Annotated in this window: 16 protein-coding genes and 1 tRNA gene; 5 read left to right on the top strand and 12 right to left on the bottom strand. The window is 65.3% G+C overall.

The features are described from left to right. Positions 1-31: 31 nt before the first annotated feature. From IB243_RS06170 to IB243_RS06155, 4 genes are all read right to left on the bottom strand, one after another. Positions 32-673, bottom strand: coding sequence for a tail fiber protein (locus IB243_RS06170; RefSeq protein ID WP_192425798.1), 642 nt, complete (start codon positions 671-673; stop codon positions 32-34). Continuing rightward, positions 670-3,609, bottom strand: a complete 2,940-nt coding sequence (locus tag IB243_RS06165; protein ID WP_225584820.1) for a hypothetical protein — start codon at positions 3,607-3,609, stop codon at positions 670-672. Before IB243_RS06165 ends, IB243_RS06170 begins: the two co-directional genes overlap by 4 nt. An 88-nt stretch (positions 3,610-3,697) precedes the next feature. After that, positions 3,698-4,315 carry a hypothetical protein gene (locus IB243_RS06160; RefSeq protein WP_010463337.1) on the bottom strand — a complete coding sequence of 206 codons (618 nt, stop codon included), beginning with the start codon at positions 4,313-4,315 and terminating at the stop codon, positions 3,698-3,700. 110 nt (positions 4,316-4,425) lie between these two features. Then, positions 4,426-5,046: a hypothetical protein gene (locus IB243_RS06155; RefSeq protein WP_192425797.1), complete on the bottom strand. Its 621-nt coding sequence runs from the start codon at positions 5,044-5,046 to the stop codon at positions 4,426-4,428. Between the two features lie 235 nt (positions 5,047-5,281). On the opposite strand from IB243_RS06155, the gene IB243_RS06150 reads away from it, so the two are divergent. Continuing rightward, positions 5,282-5,371 (top strand) — tRNA-Ser (locus IB243_RS06150). Between the two features lie 104 nt (positions 5,372-5,475). Here IB243_RS06150 and IB243_RS06145 read toward each other — a convergent pair. Next, positions 5,476-6,681, bottom strand: a complete 1,206-nt coding sequence (locus IB243_RS06145; RefSeq protein WP_192425796.1) for an alpha-hydroxy acid oxidase — start codon at positions 6,679-6,681, stop codon at positions 5,476-5,478. A 111-nt stretch (positions 6,682-6,792) separates the two neighbouring features. Here IB243_RS06145 and IB243_RS06140 point away from each other — a divergent pair, with 111 nt between their 5' ends. Next, entirely contained in the window at positions 6,793-7,704 is a 912-nt protein-coding gene (locus tag IB243_RS06140) for a LysR family transcriptional regulator (protein WP_192425795.1), read from the top strand. Here IB243_RS06140 and mnmH read toward each other — a convergent pair. The 4 genes from mnmH to IB243_RS06120 form a co-directional block, all read right to left on the bottom strand. Continuing rightward, complete coding sequence (gene mnmH / locus IB243_RS06135; RefSeq protein ID WP_192425794.1) at positions 7,681-8,868, bottom strand: tRNA 2-selenouridine(34) synthase MnmH; 1,188 nt, start codon at positions 8,866-8,868, stop codon at positions 7,681-7,683. The two genes, IB243_RS06140 and mnmH, sit on opposite strands and share 24 nt — an antisense overlap. Before the next feature lie 2 nt (positions 8,869-8,870). Then, positions 8,871-9,941: a selenide, water dikinase SelD gene (gene selD / locus IB243_RS06130; RefSeq protein ID WP_192425792.1), complete on the bottom strand. Its 1,071-nt coding sequence runs from the start codon at positions 9,939-9,941 to the stop codon at positions 8,871-8,873. 297 nt (positions 9,942-10,238) lie between these two features. Continuing rightward, the gene (gene serS / locus IB243_RS06125) at positions 10,239-11,558 is read right to left on the bottom strand and encodes a serine--tRNA ligase (RefSeq protein WP_192425791.1); all 1,320 of its coding nucleotides are present in this window, start codon (positions 11,556-11,558) and stop codon (positions 10,239-10,241) included. 33 nt (positions 11,559-11,591) lie between these two features. Next, entirely contained in the window at positions 11,592-12,536 is a 945-nt protein-coding gene (locus IB243_RS06120) for a threonine/serine dehydratase (protein WP_192425789.1), read from the bottom strand. A 170-nt stretch (positions 12,537-12,706) separates the two neighbouring features. Between IB243_RS06120 and IB243_RS06115 the strand changes: the two genes are divergently transcribed. Further along, the gene (locus IB243_RS06115) at positions 12,707-13,423 is read left to right on the top strand and encodes an HPP family protein (RefSeq protein WP_192425787.1); all 717 of its coding nucleotides are present in this window, start codon (positions 12,707-12,709) and stop codon (positions 13,421-13,423) included. Between the two features lie 111 nt (positions 13,424-13,534). On the opposite strand, the gene ispH is transcribed toward IB243_RS06115, so the two are convergent. Both ispH and IB243_RS06105 read right to left on the bottom strand, forming a co-directional pair. Beyond that, the gene (gene ispH / locus IB243_RS06110; RefSeq protein ID WP_192425785.1) at positions 13,535-14,530 is read right to left on the bottom strand and encodes a 4-hydroxy-3-methylbut-2-enyl diphosphate reductase; all 996 of its coding nucleotides are present in this window, start codon (positions 14,528-14,530) and stop codon (positions 13,535-13,537) included. Beyond that, positions 14,530-14,994 carry a peptidylprolyl isomerase gene (locus IB243_RS06105; RefSeq protein WP_192425783.1) on the bottom strand — a complete coding sequence of 155 codons (465 nt, stop codon included), beginning with the start codon at positions 14,992-14,994 and terminating at the stop codon, positions 14,530-14,532. The genes ispH and IB243_RS06105 overlap by 1 nt, the downstream gene beginning before the upstream one ends. Before the next feature lie 88 nt (positions 14,995-15,082). Here IB243_RS06105 and radC point away from each other — a divergent pair, with 88 nt between their 5' ends. Together radC and IB243_RS06095 are read left to right on the top strand one after the other, a co-directional pair. Beyond that, a complete protein-coding gene (radC, locus tag IB243_RS06100) occupies positions 15,083-15,796 on the top strand; it encodes a DNA repair protein RadC (protein WP_010463323.1) in 714 nt (237 codons plus the stop codon). A gap of 194 nt (positions 15,797-15,990) precedes the next feature. Beyond that, complete coding sequence (locus IB243_RS06095) at positions 15,991-16,737, top strand: Smr/MutS family protein (RefSeq protein ID WP_225584770.1); 747 nt, start codon at positions 15,991-15,993, stop codon at positions 16,735-16,737. A 129-nt stretch (positions 16,738-16,866) separates the two neighbouring features. Here IB243_RS06095 and IB243_RS06090 read toward each other — a convergent pair whose 3' ends face one another. After that, positions 16,867-18,942: a bifunctional 2',3'-cyclic-nucleotide 2'-phosphodiesterase/3'-nucleotidase gene (locus IB243_RS06090; protein WP_192425781.1), complete on the bottom strand. Its 2,076-nt coding sequence runs from the start codon at positions 18,940-18,942 to the stop codon at positions 16,867-16,869. Positions 18,943-18,958 lie beyond the last annotated feature (16 nt).

Here is an 18,958-nt window from a genome sequence, read left to right as displayed (position 1 = left end):
CTTGGAAAGGGTTCTGGGGACACGTGCGCGGTCATCTCAAAAGCGGGAGCAGTCCGTAGGTGAACTTGATGAGGTAGTTGACGTACACATTGAGGGGGCGCGTCTCGTTCGGGCTCACCTGCACCGCCTGCGCATGGCCCGCGCCCGCGACCGGCCCTCCGGTGGTCAGCGTGCTGGTGACGCTGGGCGCGCCTGCTGCAGTTCCACTAGGGGACGTGGCCGAGGGAGCAGGTGCACTGCTGTAGGTGTGCTCATGCGTCTGCACGGCAAACGGCTGGATGGAACCCACCCCATCGCTCGCCCCCTGGCCACCCGGCGGCTTGCTGCGCTGGCCGATGTCCGGGTCGTTGCGGGTGCCCGTGCCAATGCCGCGAAGAAAGTAACCACGGTAGTCGGGGACGTTGAAGTTGTCGTCGGCACCGCCATACACGTAGCCCAGCACGGCAAACAGTTCGGGGTAGTCCACACAGGCCAATGACCGGCCATCGCAAACCATCCATCCCCACGCCTCCAGGGGGTTGGTGGTGTAAGCGGTCGGACTCACCGTAGCGGGAGGGCTCGCGCTGTCGGGCAGCCCCAGGGTGCCCGCAAAAGCCGTCACAGAACCCACGGGCAGGTCGCCAAAGCCGATTCGGCCAAAGAAGGGGCTGGCAGCCCCTGGAATCACCGTCATGGCGCAGCCTCCCCGACGGCGGGCAGGTCAGCGCCCTGTTCGACGCCCGACGCATCGAGCACCTGCATGGCTGTAGGTACCACCACCTGCCAGCACGGCCCCGGGCGGTGCGCAGGGTTCTGTTGCCTGGGCCCTGCATGCTTGAGGTCGTTGGCCAACGCTATATCGCCCGCATTGACGGGGGCAAGGCGATCCGGGGCGACCCACAGCATGCCGGCCGAGTAGAAATAGAGAAAGGCCATGACATGCGCCGGCTGCACGGGCAACAGGACACGTGCCTGGCCAGCCTGCAAGAAGTTGGCGAACAAGGCATCGTCGTCGGCCGCAAGACTCCCCAGCTCAGGCACCCGGCCCACAGCAGTCATGCCGGGGCTGGCATAAAAGCTGTAGGCCATCTCGTTCCACTCCAGCACTTCATCGAAGAACTGCAAATAGCGGGGTTCGTTGACCTCAAACTGCGACGGCGGAGACCCCCACGCGGCATGTGCGGACATGCCTGTCAGGGTCTGCAGGCGCTCCAGCAACAGGCGCAGACATGCGTTCTTCAGCTCGCGCTGCTCAATCTGCCGATGGGCCAGTGGTGACAAGGCGGGCGCGGGAGACGCCCCCCCGCCCTGGGCCCGGCTATGGTAGGCCGCCATCCGCTCCTGATAGCCACGCACGATGCTGGCGTAGGTGCGGATGCGCCACTGGTCCATGCACCGACTGGAAGGCGTGCAACTGATCTCTACATTGACCTGCAACGGGTAATCGCCAGGCGGCGAGAAACCGGGTTGATAGTCTGTCACGGACACCGGCACGGTCTCGTCCTCTCCGCGCATCACCACGGCACTGGACACAGTGCCAGGGGTCACGAGTTGCTGCCCCACCAGCACAACAGGTGCTGGCAACCCAGGGGACGAGCCTATGCAGCTGACAAAGGCTCTGGTGGCGCAATACCCTGCGGGGACGGCAATCTGCTTTTCTTCGCCATTGCGCAAGGTGGCCGAGGCGAAGCGCTCCGCCAAGGGCGGCGGCTCCAGATCCAGCACGCCATAGTAGGCACCTAGCTGCGCATAGTTGCGTGGACCATCCACCTTGATGTCCTCAAAGGTGGCAACCCCCAGTTGCAGCGGTGGCAGCGGCTTGGCGAAGTCCTGCCCCGCCAGCGCCTGCTCCTGTGCGATAAAACCCGCGGCGGGCTGGCACACCATGAACTCCATCATCAGGCGCTGGCCATAGTTCACCACACATGCCTCGTACACCTTGTTCACCCAGCGGAATACGGCGCGCATGTTCTGGGTGCCAGCGGTGTTGTCGATCAGGCTGACCACGGCATCTTCGGTCTGGCTCATGCTGCTGCTGGAGCGCGTGTGGCTGACACTGCGGCTGACGCGGTTAACTGTCTTGTTCAGGATGTCGCGGGCAAAGCGGATGGTGTCGTCGAGTCCCGGGTTGGCGCCTTGCTGCACTGCCTTGGTCCAAGAGCCATCCAGGGTGGCCTGGGTGGGAGGGCCATAGCTGCTGGTGAACTTGTTGTACTGGTGGGTCTCGGTCGCTTCGGCCACGGTCTTGCGCGATTCCTCCTGCAAATTGCTGCGTTCGTCCGCTGCATCGTTTTGCAGAACCTGCATCTCGGCCAGGGTCTGCTTTTGCTCATCCTTTTGCCGGTGGGTGCGTTTGTGCGTGACCTCCCGGCGTTCACCGCGCATCACGTTTTCTATGCGCGCGATCTCTCCGCTTTGGTAGCACAGCAAACGCTGGCGCACCATCTGCAAGTCGCCAATGGCATAGGGCTCAATCCAGCCGTCTCGCGCCACGGGCGGTGAGTGGTCTGCAGCGCCGGCCGACGGTAAAGGAAACACCTGCCCCGGCAGCACCACCGTGGCCTCACGCAGCGATGCAATCTGCGCGGAACTGATTGGAGCCGGCTGCAGGAGCACGGGCGTTGCCGAAGCGGCGCCTACTGTGGCCATGCCCTGGCTGCCGGGCTGCAAAGCCACCGCGATCAGATTCGCCAGCTGCAGGGTGCGGGTCAACCCATCGAGCAAGCCCGCGTCATACCCCAGGGTGATGATCAAGGCAAAGTAACTCTGCCAAACCCTGTCCAGCGCCTGTGCATAGTTTCCCGACTCCAAGTAGGCCCAGGTCAGGGCGTACCGCTGCAGCAACTGCGCGACCTCCGCATGGGCAGCCGCCAGCCACTCCCGTGTCTTGTCATCCGAGGCGGGGAGTTGCGCTAGCAAAGATGCAAACTGGCTCATGGGTCCCGGGAGGCAATCCATGTGGCCGATGAACAGCCCCTGATAGGGCGGGTCTCCGTCAATAAGTTGCAGCGCCAGGGACTGCACGGCTTCGCGGCCTTGGCTGCGTGCCGCTACCAGGTCCTCGAAAAAGCTGCTGAAAGGAGGGCTTGCAACGGTGTACTGGACAAAGCCATACAAAAGATCCGCGGCCGAGATCTTGGGCCAGCGGCGTACGTACACGTAAGGAAACAGCTCCTCCGGATGGCTGTGGAGGACAGGCAGCGGCTCGACAGGATCGACTGGTGGGGCTGGTGGCGCAGGCACCACCGGCGTGGGAGCAGGTGGCCGTGGGCCAGGGGGCGGAATGGGGCCCCGCATCGGGCACGCCGCCATGATGCCTTCGAAGTGGTGGTCATCCGCCTGCCCCCGCATGCCGTAGTGGATGTCGGCAAAGATGGCCGTATTGGGGGCGCCGTCGATGTGCACCGGCGTTTTTTGCTGCAGGTAGCCTGACACATAGCACCCCGAGGAGAATTTGAACTCGAAGGGCTGGGCGGGCCATTGCCTGGTGACGGTGACCCGCTGGCTCTCCGACTCACCTGAACTACAGGACACGCTGACACACGAAGGAACATCGTCGTGGGGTGCTCGGTTGATGGTGATGTCGAAGACCAGGCAGCCATCCATGGCGCTCCATCTTCTTTGGACCATTTCGTTCACGGCATGCTTCCTGGGTGGACTGCGCGCGCTGCAGAGCATCGGCGCTGGGCACTACACGGCCCCACGCCGACGCGCTGCTTCAGCACATCACAATGTTTTCGAGGTTGAACGCGAACGGCGTGGAGTTGGCGCCTGGGCCGCCACCGGTCATCACGATGTCTGCGCTGGCAATGCCCAGGAGCGACAGCTCGGTGTTGATGTTGGAAATAATGGCCGAGTTCATCACCTGGCCCTGCACGATCTGGGAAGCCACACCAATCCAGATGGTGGGCTTGAACTCGAACACCGCCTTTTGCTGGGGTGCAATCGAGGTCTTGATGGCCAGGAGCTTGCCATCCTTGTAGCAGCTGGCATTGATGGCCCCTTTGGGCAAGGCGTTGAGCACTTGCACTTCCTTGGAACTGGTGCCACTGCCTGCAGACACGAGCCTGTCGCCAGAGGTCGTCAAAGCCATTTGGAACAGCTGGCCATTTTGGGCATCCAGCTGCGGCGTGTAGTTGCCGTAGCTGTCACTGGCCCCCACCTGCATGCCCATGGGAAACGTGAACGGATGGTTGTCGCCCTGGCCACAGTACTTGATGACCTGCCAGGCCACCGACAGTTCGTCGAAATTGGTGGCGACATTCTTCTGGAATATCACGACCTCCGAGTTGTTCGTGTCGTTGGAGTTATTGATGAAATTGAGTTGAACGCCCATGAGTTTCTCCTGTTGGTGAAAGTGGTGGCAACACGCCATGCGTTGCCCGTTTGCCCCCGGACCCTGCGGCCCTGAAGGCGAACTCTGCGTGTCCTGTTCTGCCTGTTCGGTCAGATCTGGACGATGTTCTCGAGATTGAATTCGTAGGGCGTGGAGCCCTCGCCAGGCCCACCGCCCGACATCACGATGTCCGCACTGGCGATGCCCAACAGCGACAGCTCGGAGTTGGCATTGCTCATGACGGCAGAGCTGATCGCCACGCCCTGCGCAACCTGGGAGGCCACGCCAATCCACAGCACCGGCTGGTACTGGAAAACCGCCTTCTGGCCCGGCGTGACGGAAGTCTTCATGCCCACCATCCGGCCGTCCCTGAATACGCAGACATTGACCGCGCCCTGGCCCAGGTCGTTGAGCACATCGAGTTCATTGGAGGCATTGGCCGGCCCCGCACGCCGCAGGCGCCGGGAACCCGATGCGGTGGATTCCAGCCTGAGCATCTGGCCGTTTTCTGCGGCCATGCGGGGTGAAAAATTGCCGTACTCATCGGCAACGCCCACTTCGAAACCCGCTGGGAAAACAAAGGGGTGGTAACAGTCACGTCCGCAGAACCGGATCACCTTCCAGGCCATTGCAAGCGAAGCCATGCTGGTGAGCTGGTTCTTCTGATACATCACCACCTCCGACTTGTTGCCGTCGCGGGATTGGTTCACAAATCGCAGCTTGATATCCATGGGGACTCCTACCTGATGTCCTGTCGCCGGGTTGCTTGGTACTGCGTTTTTTGAAGCAGTGATGCGACTGTAGGCAGGCCCCAAAAGCAAAGCGATTACAGGCAATTACAGGCAGGAGCCCCGCCAGACGAAGCGCACGCCAGCTACACAACAGGTGACCGCGTTTGGAGTGGGAGAGGGGAAGAGGCGCTGGTGCCCCGGAAAACCTTGCTATAATCGCAGGCTTCGACACACAGGAGAGGTGGCAGAGTGGTCGAATGTACCTGACTCGAAATCAGGCGTAGTGGCAACACTACCGTGGGTTCGAATCCCACCCTCTCCGCCACTGACAAAGCCCTGATGCTATCCAATCAATAGCGCAGGGCTTTTTCTTTGGACGCCTTGGACGGATAAGGGTGCACTTCCGTGCCGTCCATTGAAATCTGCCTCTCAACCCCGCTGGCGCACGATGTGCTGGGGCCCCAGTTCGCTGCAACCCGTGGCACCGAGCATGGCAAGGTTGCGGTCGACCTCGTCGCGCAGCAACGTGATTGCGTGGTGCACCCCCGCCTCCCCGGCGACGGCGGCTGCATAGTTGAACGGACGTCCCACCAGCACCAAACGCGCGCCCAGCGCAACGGCCTTGAGCACGTCGGAGCCGCGCCGAAAGCCTCCATCCACAAGCACCGGGTAGCCAGCGCCTACAGCGGCCACCACCTCTTCCAACACGCGCATCGGCGATACGGCCCCGTCGAGCTGGCGCCCTCCGTGGTTGGACAACACCACGCCATCGGCCCCGGCACGCTGTGCCTGCAACACGTCCTCCACGCTGAGCAGGCCCTTCACCACCAGGGGCCCCTTCCAGCGGCGGCGAATGGCCTCGATGTGGCGCCAGTTCAGATGGTCGCGTGCCGAGAAGTCGCGCAGGACCGTGGAAGAAACAATGGGCGCACCGCGCGTGGCGAACGAATTTTCAAAGTGCGGCATGCCGTGGCGCAGCAGCGTGCGCAAAAAGGTTCCCGCCACCCAGCGCGGCCGAACGAGACCATCCCATGCCAGACGCAGGCTGGGGCGCAAGGGTGTGGAGAAACCCGTCCGGATGTTGTTCTCGCGGTTGGCGGAGATGGGGATGTCCACCGTGACGACGAGGGTGCGAAAACCCGCACGCTCCACGCGGTCGATGAGCGCATCAATGCGCGCCTGATCGCCAGGTAGGTAGGCCTGGAACCAGGTGCCCGGGCTGTCGCGGGCCACGTCCTCCATCGGAATCAGCGACGTACCGCTCATCACAGACGCAATGCCCATGCGCCGTGCAGCACGCGCCAGCACAAGATCGCCCCGGTAGGTGGACAGCGCGTTGATGCCCATGGGCGCTATCCCGAAAGGGCTGCTGTAGCGTTCGCCAAACAGCTCGACGGATTGCGACCGTTGCGATACATCGCGCAGTACCCGCGTCACAAAGGCAAAGTCTCCAAACGCTGCGCGGTTGTCGCGCAGCGAGGCGTTGTCCTCCGCCGCACCGGCGATGTAACCGAAGATGGGCCGAGGCAGACGCCTGCGCGCGGCGTCCTCAAAGTCGTGCAGCGACAGCATGCGGCGCAATACAGCAGGCGAGCGCGGCGTGGGGGTAGACGGCGTAGCAGTGGAGACGGGCATGGCAGATGGTCATTGCGTTAAGGAATCAGCGCCACTGTAGATTTCTATATCAGTGAATAAAAGCGGAATATTTAGAATGACTTTGTTCGCTTTTTGCCAATATCTCTGCACATGCCCCATCCCTCGGTCAAACAACTTGAAGCCTTCTGGTGGGCGGCCACCTGCACCAATTTCGCCACGGCAGCGGAGCGGGTGCACCTGTCGGTCTCGTCGCTGTCCAAACGCATCACCGAACTGGAGTCCACGCTGGGCCAGTCGCTGTTCGACCGCAGCGGGCACCGTGCCGTGCTCACCGAGGCGGGGGAGCGTCTGCTGCCGGCCGCACTGGAAGTACTCAACGCCATGGCGGCGCTGGGCCATGCGCTAGGCTCCCGCGAGGAGCTTGCGGGCCGCTGCCGCTTTGGCGTGGGCGACCTCTCTGCGCTCACGTGGCTGCCCACCTTTGTGGCGGCAGTGCGGCGAACGCACCCACGCCTGGCTCTGGAACCTTGCGTGGATGTGGGCGGGGTGCTGGAGCGCCGCCTGGACTGCGGCGAACTGGACTTCGCCGTGATCGCAGGACGCTCGTCGCGCAGCACACTGCTATCGCAGCCCGTGGGCGCCGCGCGCTTCGCCTGGGCCATATCACCCAGCCTAGCGGGCGCCAGCCGCCTGGGCATCAAAGCGTTGCTGCAACAGCATCCCCTCGTCACGCTGCCGCCAGGCGCTGGCACCACGCGGCTGCTGGACGACTGGTTGCTGGCGCAAGGTGTCACCGTCCGCGAGCACATCCTGTGCAACAGCCTGGGGGCCGTGGCGGGCATGCTGCGCGCAAAAGTGGGTGTGGGGTTTCTGCCCTCGGGGTGGGTGGGCCCGCTGGGTTTGCGTACCCCGGGCGCACGCACGCCACTAGCGCCGCTGCAGTACAGCTTCCAGTGGCGCCGTGGTGATACGCGGGCACTGATCCCCGCCATGCAACGCCTGGCGCAGGCAGAGGTGGACTTTTCGACGTCGCCTGCGCTAGGGATCCTCTGCACGAATTAACCGGCAAGTGGCCGCAGATGCACACGGCGCGGTGATTCGTGCAGAGGGTCCCCACGACTGGCAGCTTGAGAGCCCGGCGCGTTCCCGCAAATAAGCAAGGACTTCACCGTATGCACCTTGAAACTCAATGCGGTCAGCCCGGCTCTCGCGCTGGTAGGCGTACATAGGGTCGTAGTAATACCGCAGCAGCGCCGTGATCCAGTCGCGGTGCTGCGCAGCATCGCCCAGCGCCTTCTGCTGGGCCAGGGCGCGGAGCATCGTCGCCCGCAGCAGCTGGTGACGATCTCCCCCGAGGCGCTTGTGCAGTTTGTCCAGGCTTTCCAGCAGGCGGGCAGAGAAGGCGCCAAACCCCTGCACCTCGCCCTGCGCAGCACAAAACTCGGCGCACTGCGCGACCACGTAGTCCCGCAGGATGCGCTCAACCCTGGCTTCAAAGGGCTCCTCGACATAAACCATCGGGGCCTGCTCCAGGCACAGCCTCAGCTCCAGCGGCACAGCGCAGCGCCCCACATGCCGGCCCTCGTCCTCGACGACGAACAGCCGCTGCCCTGCCGCGCGCTTCTTGAGGATGTCGATGGCCAGCTGGTTCTCGAAATCAATCTGCGCGGGCTGGCCGCTCACACGCTGGCCAAAGCTGGATCCCCGGTGGTTCGCGTGCCGCTCCAGGTCAAGTCCGCTGGCCAGCTGTTCGATCAACTCGGTCTTGCCGGTGCCCGTGAGCCCGCCAAGCACTACAAACCGGCATTCCTGCGCGGCAGCCTGCGTGGTCTGCAGCAGGAAGGTGCGCATGGCCTTGTAACCACCGATCACACGGGGGTAGTCGATGCCCGCTTCGGTCTGCAGCCACTGCTGGACGATCTGGGAGCGCAAGCCGCCGCGAAAACAATAGAGCACGCCCTGCGGATGGGCCCGTGCAAACTCGGCCCAGGCCTGGATGCGCGCCCGCTTGATGTCGCCGGATACCAGCGAGTGCCCCAACGCAATGGCCGCCTGCTGGCCCCGCTGCTTGTAGCAGGTGCCCACCTGCTGGCGCTCGGCATCGTCCATTAAGGGTAGGTTGACCACTGCAGGGAAAGCCCCCTGGGCAAACTCCACGGGTGCACGCACATCCATCATGGGCACATCGTTCAGAAGGATGTGCCGGTAGTCGGCCAAGTTCTCCATGGTCAGCCCAAAACGACAGCGAAGGCCTGTCGCGCGGTCAAGTGGCCGATGGGCGCCAGCTGCAAGCCGCACCCGGCCGCCATCTGCAGAAAATCGCTCTCGCCTTCGGGTGCCACGGCAACCAACAAGCCGCCGCTGGTCTGTGGGTCGCACAACAGTTGCTTCTGCGTGTCGTCCAGCGGCGCAATCCTGGCGCCATAGCTGTCGAAGTTGCGCTGGGTGCCGCCGGGCACGCAGCCTTCGGCCAGGTAGTACTCCACGCCGCTCAGGCGCGGTACGGCGGCATAGTCAAGGGCCGCCGTCAGGCCACTGCCATCGGCCATCTCGACCAGGTGGCCCAGCAAGCCAAAGCCCGTGACATCGGTCATGGCCATGACGCCCGGCAACTTGCCAAAACGGCTGCCGGGCTGATTGAGAGTGCACATCAGGTCGCGCGCGCGGCCTACGTCCTCGGGCAGCAGCTTGGCCTTTTTCTCTGCGGTGGTGAGGATGCCGATCCCCAGCGGCTTGGTCAGGTACAGGCGGCAGCCCGCCGTGGCGGTGTCGTTGCGCTTGAGGTGGCGCTTTTCCACCACGCCCGTCACGGCCAGCCCGAAGATGGGCTCCGGCGCATCTATCGAATGCCCGCCGGCCAGCGGGATGCCTGCGGCGTCGCACACCGCGCGTCCGCCGCGTACCACCTCACGTGCCACCTCGGGCGGCAACACATTCACCGGCCAACCCAGGATGGCAATGGCCATCAGGGGGTCGGCACCCATGGCATAGATGTCGCTGATGGCATTGGTGGCTGCAATGCGCCCGAAGTCGAACGGGTCGTCCACGATGGGCATGAAAAAATCGGTGGTGGACACCACACCGCGTTCGTCGTCCAGCGCGTACACGGCAGCATCGTCCCGCGACGCATTTCCCACCCACAGGCGCGGGTCCAGGTTCTGGGCGCCGCTGCCCGCCAGGATCACGTCGAGCACCTTGGGGCTGATCTTGCAGCCACAGCCTGCACCGTGGCTGTATTGGGTGAGACGGATGGGGGTGCTGGGCGAGGCGATGCCAGGAGGGGTGTCGGGAGAAGTCATGACTGCATTGTCCCGAATCGGCGGCCCACTGCCATTGCAGGACCGCAAAAACACCAGGGCCTGTCCACGCATTTGATTTGCATGGGCAGGCCCTGCGGGGTGCGCCCGGCCGAAGCCTATCCGGGGCGCAACACGTGGCCGGTCAGGCCGCGGGTGTCAGCTCCGACACTCCGCCCATGTAGGGGTGCAGTACCTCTGGCACCTCTACGGAGCCGTCAGCGCGCTGGTAGTTGTAGTTCCGGCACGCTTCGCTTAATTTTCGCGTTGCGAAAGTGAGCCTACACAGAAACTATCCGCTCAGGTCGGAGCAAGCTCCGACACTCCGCCCATGTAGGAGCGGAGAACGGCCGGAACCTCGACGGTTCCGTCCGCGCGCTGATAGTTTTCCAGCACCGCCACCAGCGTGCGGCCCACGGCCAGGCCCGAGCCGTTGAGGGTGTGCACCAACTCGTTCTTGCCTTGCGCGTTCTTGAAGCGGGCCTGCAGGCGGCGGGCCTGGAAGGCCTCGCAGTTGCTCACCGAGCTGATCTCGCGGTAGGTGTTCTGCGCGGGCAGCCACACTTCCAAGTCATAGGTCTTGGCCGCGCCAAAACCCATGTCGCCCGTGCACAGGCTCATCACGCGGTAGGGCAAGCCCAGCTTTTGCAGCACCGCCTCGGCGTGGCGGGTCATTTCTTCCAGCGCTTCGTAGCTCTTTTCGGGGTGCACGATCTGCACCATCTCGACCTTGTCGAACTGGTGCTGGCGGATCATGCCGCGCGTGTCGCGGCCATAGCTGCCGGCCTCGGACCGGAAACACGGCGTGTGGGCCGTGAGCTTGATGGGCAGCTCGGATTCGGCCACCACCACGTCGCGCACAAAGTTGGTCAGCGGCACTTCGCTGGTGGGGATGAGATACAGCGCCGCGTTGTCGGGCACGGGCTCGCCGTCCTGGCCGCCCTTCTTGGCCGCGAACAAATCGCCTTCGAACTTGGGCAGCTGGCCGGTGCCCTTGAGCGAGTCGGCGTTCACGGCGTAGGGCACGTAGCACTCGGTGTAACCATGCTCCTGGGTCTGCACGTCCAGCATGAACTGGGCGAGTGCGCGGTGCAGGCGGGCGATGGTGCCCTTCATCACGGTGAAGCGCGAGCCAGAGAGCTTGACACCCATGTCGAAGTCCAGGCCGAGCGGTGTGCCCACGTCCACGTGGTCTTTCACTTCGAAATCGAAGGTGCCGGGCGTGCCCCAGCGGCGTACTTCCACGTTGCCGGCTTCGTCGCTGCCCACCGGCACAGATTCGTGCGGCAGGTTGGGCACCGCGACCAGCATGGCCAGCAGTTCGGCCTGCACTTGTTCCAGGCGGGCGGCGGATTGCTCCAGCTCCACCTTGCCTGCGGCCACCTGGGCCTTGACGGCGTCGGCACCATCCTTGTCGCCGCGGCTCATCAGCATGCCGACTTGCTTGGACAGCTGGGTGCGCTGGGCCTGCAGCTCTTCAGTGCGGGTCTGGAGTGTCTTGCGCTCGGACTCCAGGGACTGGAACGCCGAGACGTCCAGGAAGGCCTGGGGCTTTTTGCGGGTTTCCAGCCGCGCGATGGCGGTGTCGAGGTCTTTGCGGAGGAGAAGGATGTCAAGCATAGTGTCGATTTTAAAGGGGCGGTCGGTCTCGGCTCAGGCGAGGCTGACAGGGTCAAAGTTGGCGCCGCAAAGAATGAGCGCCACCGTTTCCTGCGGTTGGGGCTTGTATGCGCCGGTTTGCAATGCGGCCAGGCCCAGGGCGGCAGCGGGCTCCACGGCCAGTTTCAGCTCCTTCCACAGCCACAGCTGGGCGGCACGGATGGCGTCGTCGGGCAGCAGCAGCGCATCGTGCACGTGGCGCTGGCTCACCTCCCAGCCGATGGCGCCGATGCGACGGGCGCCCAGGGAATCGGCGGCCACGCCACCCACTTCCACATCCACTGGCTGACCCGCAGCGCGCGCCGCATGCAGGGTAGGCGCGCGTTCGGGTTCCAACGCGACCACATGGGCGCGGCTCTCCACCCACGCGGCCACACCGCCGATGAGGCCACCACCGCCCACACTGACCAACACCGTGTCGGGCAGGCGGCCGCCCTGCTCTTCCATCTCCAGCGCCAGGGTGCCCGCGCCCGCCACCACTTCGGGCTGGTCGTAGGCGTGGGCCTGCAGCGCGCCTGTGGCCTTCTGGCGGGCGACGCAGGCTTCAAAGGCTTCGGAATAGGCTGCGCCTGTGACGACCACCTCTGCCCCCAGGGCACGCAAGCGCGCCCGTTTGGCTTCGGGCGAGACTTCAGGCACAAACACCTCGCAGCGCACACCCAGGGCCTTGGCAGCGGCGGCCACGGCAATGCCGGCGTTGCCGCCGGAGGCAATGATCACGCCGCTGTCTGGCACCGGGTTGGCCAGCAGGCGGTACAACATGCCGCGCGCCTTGAAGCTGCCGCCCACCTGCAGGTGCTCCAGCTTGAGCCAGACCTCGCCGCAATCCACGCCCAGGGATCGGCCCGGCACGCGCATCAGCGGCGTGGTGCGCAGAAAGTCGGGCTGGGCGGCGGAAATGTGGCGGCGGGCGGCGGCAATAGCGGCGCGGTCGATCATGCAAGGGGCTCCGATGGGGCAAAGGGAGGCAGTGTAGGGGTTGCCCGCAACATGCGGACACAACCTCCATTGCATGCGCGCCGCACAACTGCCGATAACATGAGTAGGGCAGTACCCCACGCGAACACCCTTCGCGGGCCTGCAAGGCGTACCCGTTGGAGGAGGAAAACATGTTCTTTGTGTTCGGACCATCGGGGCAGATGTACCGGGGAGGCCCGGAAAACCTGTCGCAGATCTCGCCGGTGCGGCGCGTGCAGCGGCCCCAGGCGCTGCACACCCGGGCGCTGGATGTGCCCGGTGAACCCGCACCAGCCTTCCCCACACCGCCTCACCCTGCAACGTCGGACGCCGCCACAGCCCCCGCGGTCGTCAACCTACGCATGCAGGACGCCGTGAGCGCCTACGCCCAGACCGGACAAGGCCCCCAGGTGGCCCGCCAGCCGCTCACCAAGGTCAGCGACGTGATGACCACCGGTGCCCTCAGTGTGCAGCCGGAGGCCCGCGTGAACGACGCCTGGCAGACCCTGGCCGAGCACAAGGTGGCGCAGGCCCCCGTGGTGGATGCGCTGGGCCGCGTGATCGGGCTGCTGCTGCGGGCCGACATGGCGCCGCTGGACCTGCTGCCCGAGCCGGGCGCCGTCAAGCAGGCCATCGACCTGGCGCGCCGTCCCGTGTCCGAAGTGATGGTGAGCCCCGTGCCCACCGTGGCGCCCGACACCGAACTGCGCCGCGTGGCCGCTGTGTTGCTGGACACCGGCCTGCCCGGCCTGCCGGTGACCGACGAAGCGGGGGCGCTGTCGGGCTTTATTTCGCGCACCGACATCCTGCGTGCGGTGGCCGCCGACCCGCCGCTGGATCTGTGGAGTGGGCCGGCGGTGTCGCTGTAGCGATCGGCCGGGGTCCGTACGGCGAGAATATGATAAAAATTGAGCCCCAGCGCTTATCCATCAAGCGCCAGTAGCTATCAATTTAGAAGCACTCTCCCTGCACCACACTGCTCAATGCCCCGCAGGCCCCGTCTCTGGCGTGCGTTCGGTGATGCTCAGGCCCGTGGCTGCGTCGATCTTGAGCCCCTTGGGCAGCGGGAACTTGATGGTTTCCTCGATGCCGGCCATGGTGCGCACCGATACCGCGCCCAGCGCCTTGATGCGGTCGATGACCTGCTGCACCAGGATTTCCGGGGCCGAGGCACCGGCGGTAAGGCCCACGCGGGCCGTGCCGTCAAACCACTCGCCGCGCAGCTCGTCAGCACTGTCCACCATGTAGGCGGTGGTGCCCAGCTTGGCGGCCAGCTCGCGCAGGCGGTTGCTGTTGGAACTGGTGGGGCTGCCCACCACGATCACCACGTCCACTTGCGGGCTCAGCACTTTCACGGCGTCCTGCCGGTTTTGGGTGGCGTAGCAGATGTCCTGCTGCTTGGGCTCGCGCACGCTGGGGAAGCGTGCACGCACGGCGGCAGAAATCTCGGCGGCGTCGTCCACGCTCAATGTGGTCTGCGTGACCACCGCGAGTTTTGCCGTCTGCGCGGGCTGCACACGGGCCACATCGGCCACGTCTTCCACCAAGTGGATGCCATGGTCCAGCTGGCCCATGGTGCCTTCCACCTCGGGGTGGCCCTTGTGCCCGATCATGATGAATTCGTAGCCCTCCTTGGCGAGCTTGGCCACTTCGACGTGCACCTTGGTCACCAGCGGGCAGGTGGCGTCAAAAATGCTGAAACCGCGCGCCACGGCCTCTTGCTGCACGGCCTTGCTCACGCCATGGGCGCTGAAGACCAGCGTGGCGCCGGGTGGCACGTCCGACAGCTCTTCGATAAAAATCGCGCCCTTGGCCTTGAGGTCGTTCACCACGTAGGTGTTGTGCACGATCTCGTGGCGCACGTAGATGGGGGCGCCAAACTTCTGGATGGCACGCTCCACGATCTCGATGGCGCGGTCCACACCCGCGCAAAACCCGCGCGGCTCGGCCAGCAGGATCTCTTGCGGCGCCTGCATCACAGGATTCCGATCAGTTGCACTTCAAAGGTCACCGGCTGGCCCGCCAGCGGGTGGTTGAAGTCGAACAGCACCGCGCCGTCGTCGCGCACCTGCATCACGGCGCCTGCATAGCTGCCCTGGCCATCGGGCGTAGGGAACTGCACCACATCGCCCACGTTGTACTTTTCGTCGGGATCGCCCAGTTCGTTCATCAGCTTGCGCGCCACCCACTGCTGCATGTCGGCATTGCGCTCGCCAAAAGCCTCGCCCGCAGGCAGCTCGAACGTGGTGCGCGTGCCTTCGGCCAAGCCCAGCAGGCGCTGCTCCATGGCGGGCGACAGCTCGCCCGTGCCCAGCGACAGGGTGGCGGGTTTGTCGGTAAAAGTGTTGATCACATCCCCCGCCGGGCCGGCCAGGCGGTAGTGCAGCGTGAGGAAAGAACCCGGCTGAACGGTGGGAAGGGGGGTGGCGGTAATGGTCATGAGAGTCCCGATAAACTGCCCCAATTGTAGAAAACCGGGCAAAGCCCTACGCCCGTCGGCCCCTGACGGGTGTCAAAGACCCTGCGCCATGCCCCTCAAAGACCTGCCCGCCGACGCCCAGCCCCGCGAGAAACTGCTGGCACGCGGCCCCGCCGCCCTGGCCGATGCCGAGCTGCTGGCCATCCTGCTGCGCACCGGCATTGTGGGCAAGGGCGTGCTGCAGATGGCGCAGGAGCTGCTGGACCCGCCCGGCATCGACGCCACCACCGGCTGCATCACAGGTGGCTTTGGCGGCATTGCCGGGCTGCTGCACACCAGCGCAGCCGATCTGGAACGCATCAAGGGTCTGGGCCCCGCCAAACGCGCCGAACTGGTGGCCGTGCTCGAACTCGCGCGCCGCGCCCTGGCCCAGCAGCTGCGCGAACGCGAGGTGTTCGACTCGCCCGATGCCGTCAAGCACTACCTGCAGCTGCACCTGGCCGCCAAGGGGCACGAGGTGTTTGCGGTGCTGTTCCTCGATGCGCAAAACCGCCTGCTGGCCATGGAGGAGCTGTTTCGCGGCACGCTCACGCAGACCAGCGTGTACCCGCGCGAGGTGGTGCTGCGCGCCCTGCACCACCAGGCGGCCGCCGTGGTGCTGGCCCACAACCACCCCAGCGGCAGCGTGGAACCGAGCCGTGCCGATGAAGCCCTGACACAAACCCTGAAGACCACGCTGGCCCTGGTGGACGTGCGCGTGCTCGACCACGTCATCGTGGCGCCGGGCCAGGCGCTGTCGATGGCCGAAAAGGGACTGGTGTGACTGCCCCTGCGCCTGCGCCAGCCCACCCGCCCACGGCATTGCACGCCGCGCTGGCACGCGCTACCCGCACGGCTGGGGTAAACAGCACGGCGGCAACAGAGCCAACACCCGCTCCCGCTGCGCCCTCCCCCGCAATCTCCCGGACAGCCCGGCGCGCTGGTTTGGCCGAGAAAAAAGCCGCAGCCAAAGCTGCCATGCGCCCCCTGCGCCACGCCCCCCCAGCACCTGTCGCCGGTGAAATCGCGACACCACCCCGGCGCCGCGCACCACCCACCCCGCGCCGGACGGGTGAACGCATCACCCAGCTGCAGGACCTGGCCACCGTGGCCCGCCGCCTGCGCGAGGACCAGGAACGCCGCCAGGCCGAAGAAAAGGCCCGACGCGAGGCCGCCGCCCGGGCCGAGGCCGAGCGCCACCTCTTCAGCCGCAGCGTGGGCACCGTCACCCCGCTGCGCAACCCCAACGTGGCGCGGCTGCGCAAGCACCTGCCGCCGCCGCTGCCTGTGCAGCACTGGCTGGACGAAGAGCGGGTACTGCTCGAATCGATCAGTGACGACTTCGACGTGAGCACCCTGCTCGACACCGACGACCAGCTCAGCTTTCGCCGCCCCGGTATCGGCGTGGAGGTGACACGCCGCCTGCGCTCAGGCCACTGGAGCATCCAGCGCCAGCTCGACCTGCACGGCCTGCGCGTGGACGAGGCGCGCGAGGCGCTGGGCGACTTCATCCGCCAAGCCCACAAGATCGGCCTGCGCTGCGTGCGCGTGGTGCACGGCAAGGGGCTGGGCTCACCCGGCAAGAGCCCCGTGCTCAAGGGCCGCGTGCAGCGCTGGCTGGTGCAAAAGAACGAGGTGCTGGCCTTTGTGCAGGCCCGGCCCATGGACGGAGGCGCCGGGGCGCTGGTCGTGCTGCTGCAGCCCGTGCTGTACAGAAATACATAAGAAAAAAGCTTCTAGCGCTTGATGGAAATGCGCTGAAAGCTATCAAAAACATAGCAATCTATCGGGATATGCAGCGACGGTGCCGCGAAGGCACGCGCCGCCACACTCCCCATGGCGGGATGCTGATACCTATTTCGACAGGTCCACACCGTACTTCGACGTGCCCTTGCCCGATCCGTCATCGGCCGCCAGCAGCGACACATTGGCCAGCCCGGCCGCCTGTGCCACGCTGAGCGCATTGCCCCCCGAACTGAACACCACCGGGCCCGCCACCGTGGCCTTGGCAAAACGCCAGCTCTTGGCTGCCCCGCTCGCGGTGCGGGTCACCGCCGGGTTCTTGCGGATGTAGTCGATCACCACGTCCCGGTTGGCGTCGGGTGAGGCCCAGATTGTGCCGGAGCCATCGAGCTTGTCGATAAAGCTCTTGCCGCTGGTGGCGCGGTAGTTGTTGGTGGCGATCACGAACTCCTGCGCCACGTCGATGGGCTTGCCCAGGTAGGCCAGGTTCTTGATGCGACTGCCCACGGGCTGCGTGACGTCGATCTCGTACTGCACGTCGGCCGTGGTGAACATGTCGAAGTTGTAGCCCGGGAAGGTGCTGATGAGCTGCTGCTCGGTGGTCTTGGCCGGGTCGATCTGGTTGAAGCGCTTGGCAGCGGCCTCCAGCCATTTCTTGATGTCGCCACCGTTCACCTTCACCGCGTACACGGTGTTGGGGTACAGGTACAGGTCGGCCGCGTTGTTGATGGCCAGCGGGCCCACGGCCACGTCGGTGTAGTCGGCACCGCCCTGGAAGCCGCTCTTGAACGGCGCGCTCACCGACAGCACGGGCAGCTGCGCGTACTGCGGCAGACTGGCCTTGATGTAGGCCGCCACATAGGCCTGCTGCGCCTGGTTCACGATCTGGATCGCGCCAGGGTCACCCACGTCGGCAAACAGCGTGCTCATGCGGAAGTCGGTCTGGCCGATGGGCGTCTTCACGTACTGGATGGCGGCCTGGTGCTGGGTCTCGATCAGCGGGGCAATGGCGGGGTCTGCATCCACGGTCACCGTCGTGCCCGCAGGGTTCTTGCTCTGTGTGTTGCGCAGCTCAGACTTGCTGGCCGACTTGTTAACCGCCCACTTGGCACCGTCCCACTGCAGTGCCAGCTGCACCACGCCCAGCGACTTGCCCCAGGAGCTGGCCATGACTGCGGGCACGCCATTCACGGTGCCAGCCTTGTGGTCCACGCCCGGCAGGTTGAAGCCCGGCGTGGCCGCCGTGTCAGGGAACACGCCGTGCTGGTGCCCCATCACCATCGCGTCAATACCCGCCACCTTCGACAGGTGCAGGCCCGGGTTCTCCATGGTGGCCGAGTAGGCCGCGCCATCGAGCCCGCCGTGCAGCAGCGCCACCACGATGTCCGCGCCCTTGGCACGCAGCTCGGGCACGTATTTGGTGGCGGCCTCTACCGCGCCCTCGGTAGTGACCTTGCCCTCCAGGTAGCGCTTGTCCCAGTTCATGATGCCGGGCGTGGTGAAGCCGATCACGCCGATCTTGATGGGCAGCTTCACCTCTTTACCGTCCGAGCCCCTGGCCGTCAGCGTGCGCTCCAGCACCGTGTAGGGCTGCACCAGCGGCTTCTTCGTCTTGTTGCTGGTCACATTGGCCAGCACCACGGGGAAGCCCGCGCCTGCGCACTTCTTGGCGGCATCCACACCGTCCACCTCCAGCCCGCCACCCAGCACCTGGTTCAGGAACGGAAGGCCGTAGTTGAACTCGTGGTTGCCCAACGTGCCGGCATCAAAGCCCAGCGCGCCCATCGCCTTGTACATGGACAGCTGCTGCGTGCAGGGGATGGGGTTGATGGTGGCCTCGTAGTCGGCCAGCGCCGTGCCCTGGATGGTGTCGCCGTTGTCCACCAGCAGGGTGTTGGCAAACTCCTTGCGCGCCGCGCGCACCAGCGTGGCGGTGCGCTCGAAGCCGTAGCTCTTGTCCTCGGCCAGCTTGAAGTAGTCGTAGCTGCGCACGTTGAAGTGCAGGTCGGTGGTCTCCAGCACGGCCAGCGTGGCGGTGGCGCCAGCGTTGTTGTTGACGCTGCCGCCATCACCGCCGCCGCATGCGGACAGCGACGCGGCCAGGGCCAGCGCGCTCAGCGTGGCGGTGCGGCGCCCGCCATGGAAGGACGAAAGGGAAAGAAGTCGGCTGCGAGTGCGTTCAGACATGAACAAGGCCCTTGTT

Origin of the sequence: Acidovorax sp. ACV01, from assembly GCF_014851495.1 — a bacterium.
GTDB classification, from domain to species: domain Bacteria; phylum Pseudomonadota; class Gammaproteobacteria; order Burkholderiales; family Burkholderiaceae_C; genus Acidovorax; species Acidovorax radicis.
The sequence above is the reverse complement of the archived record's forward strand: the minus strand, read 5'-3'. Positions and strand labels throughout refer to the sequence as shown.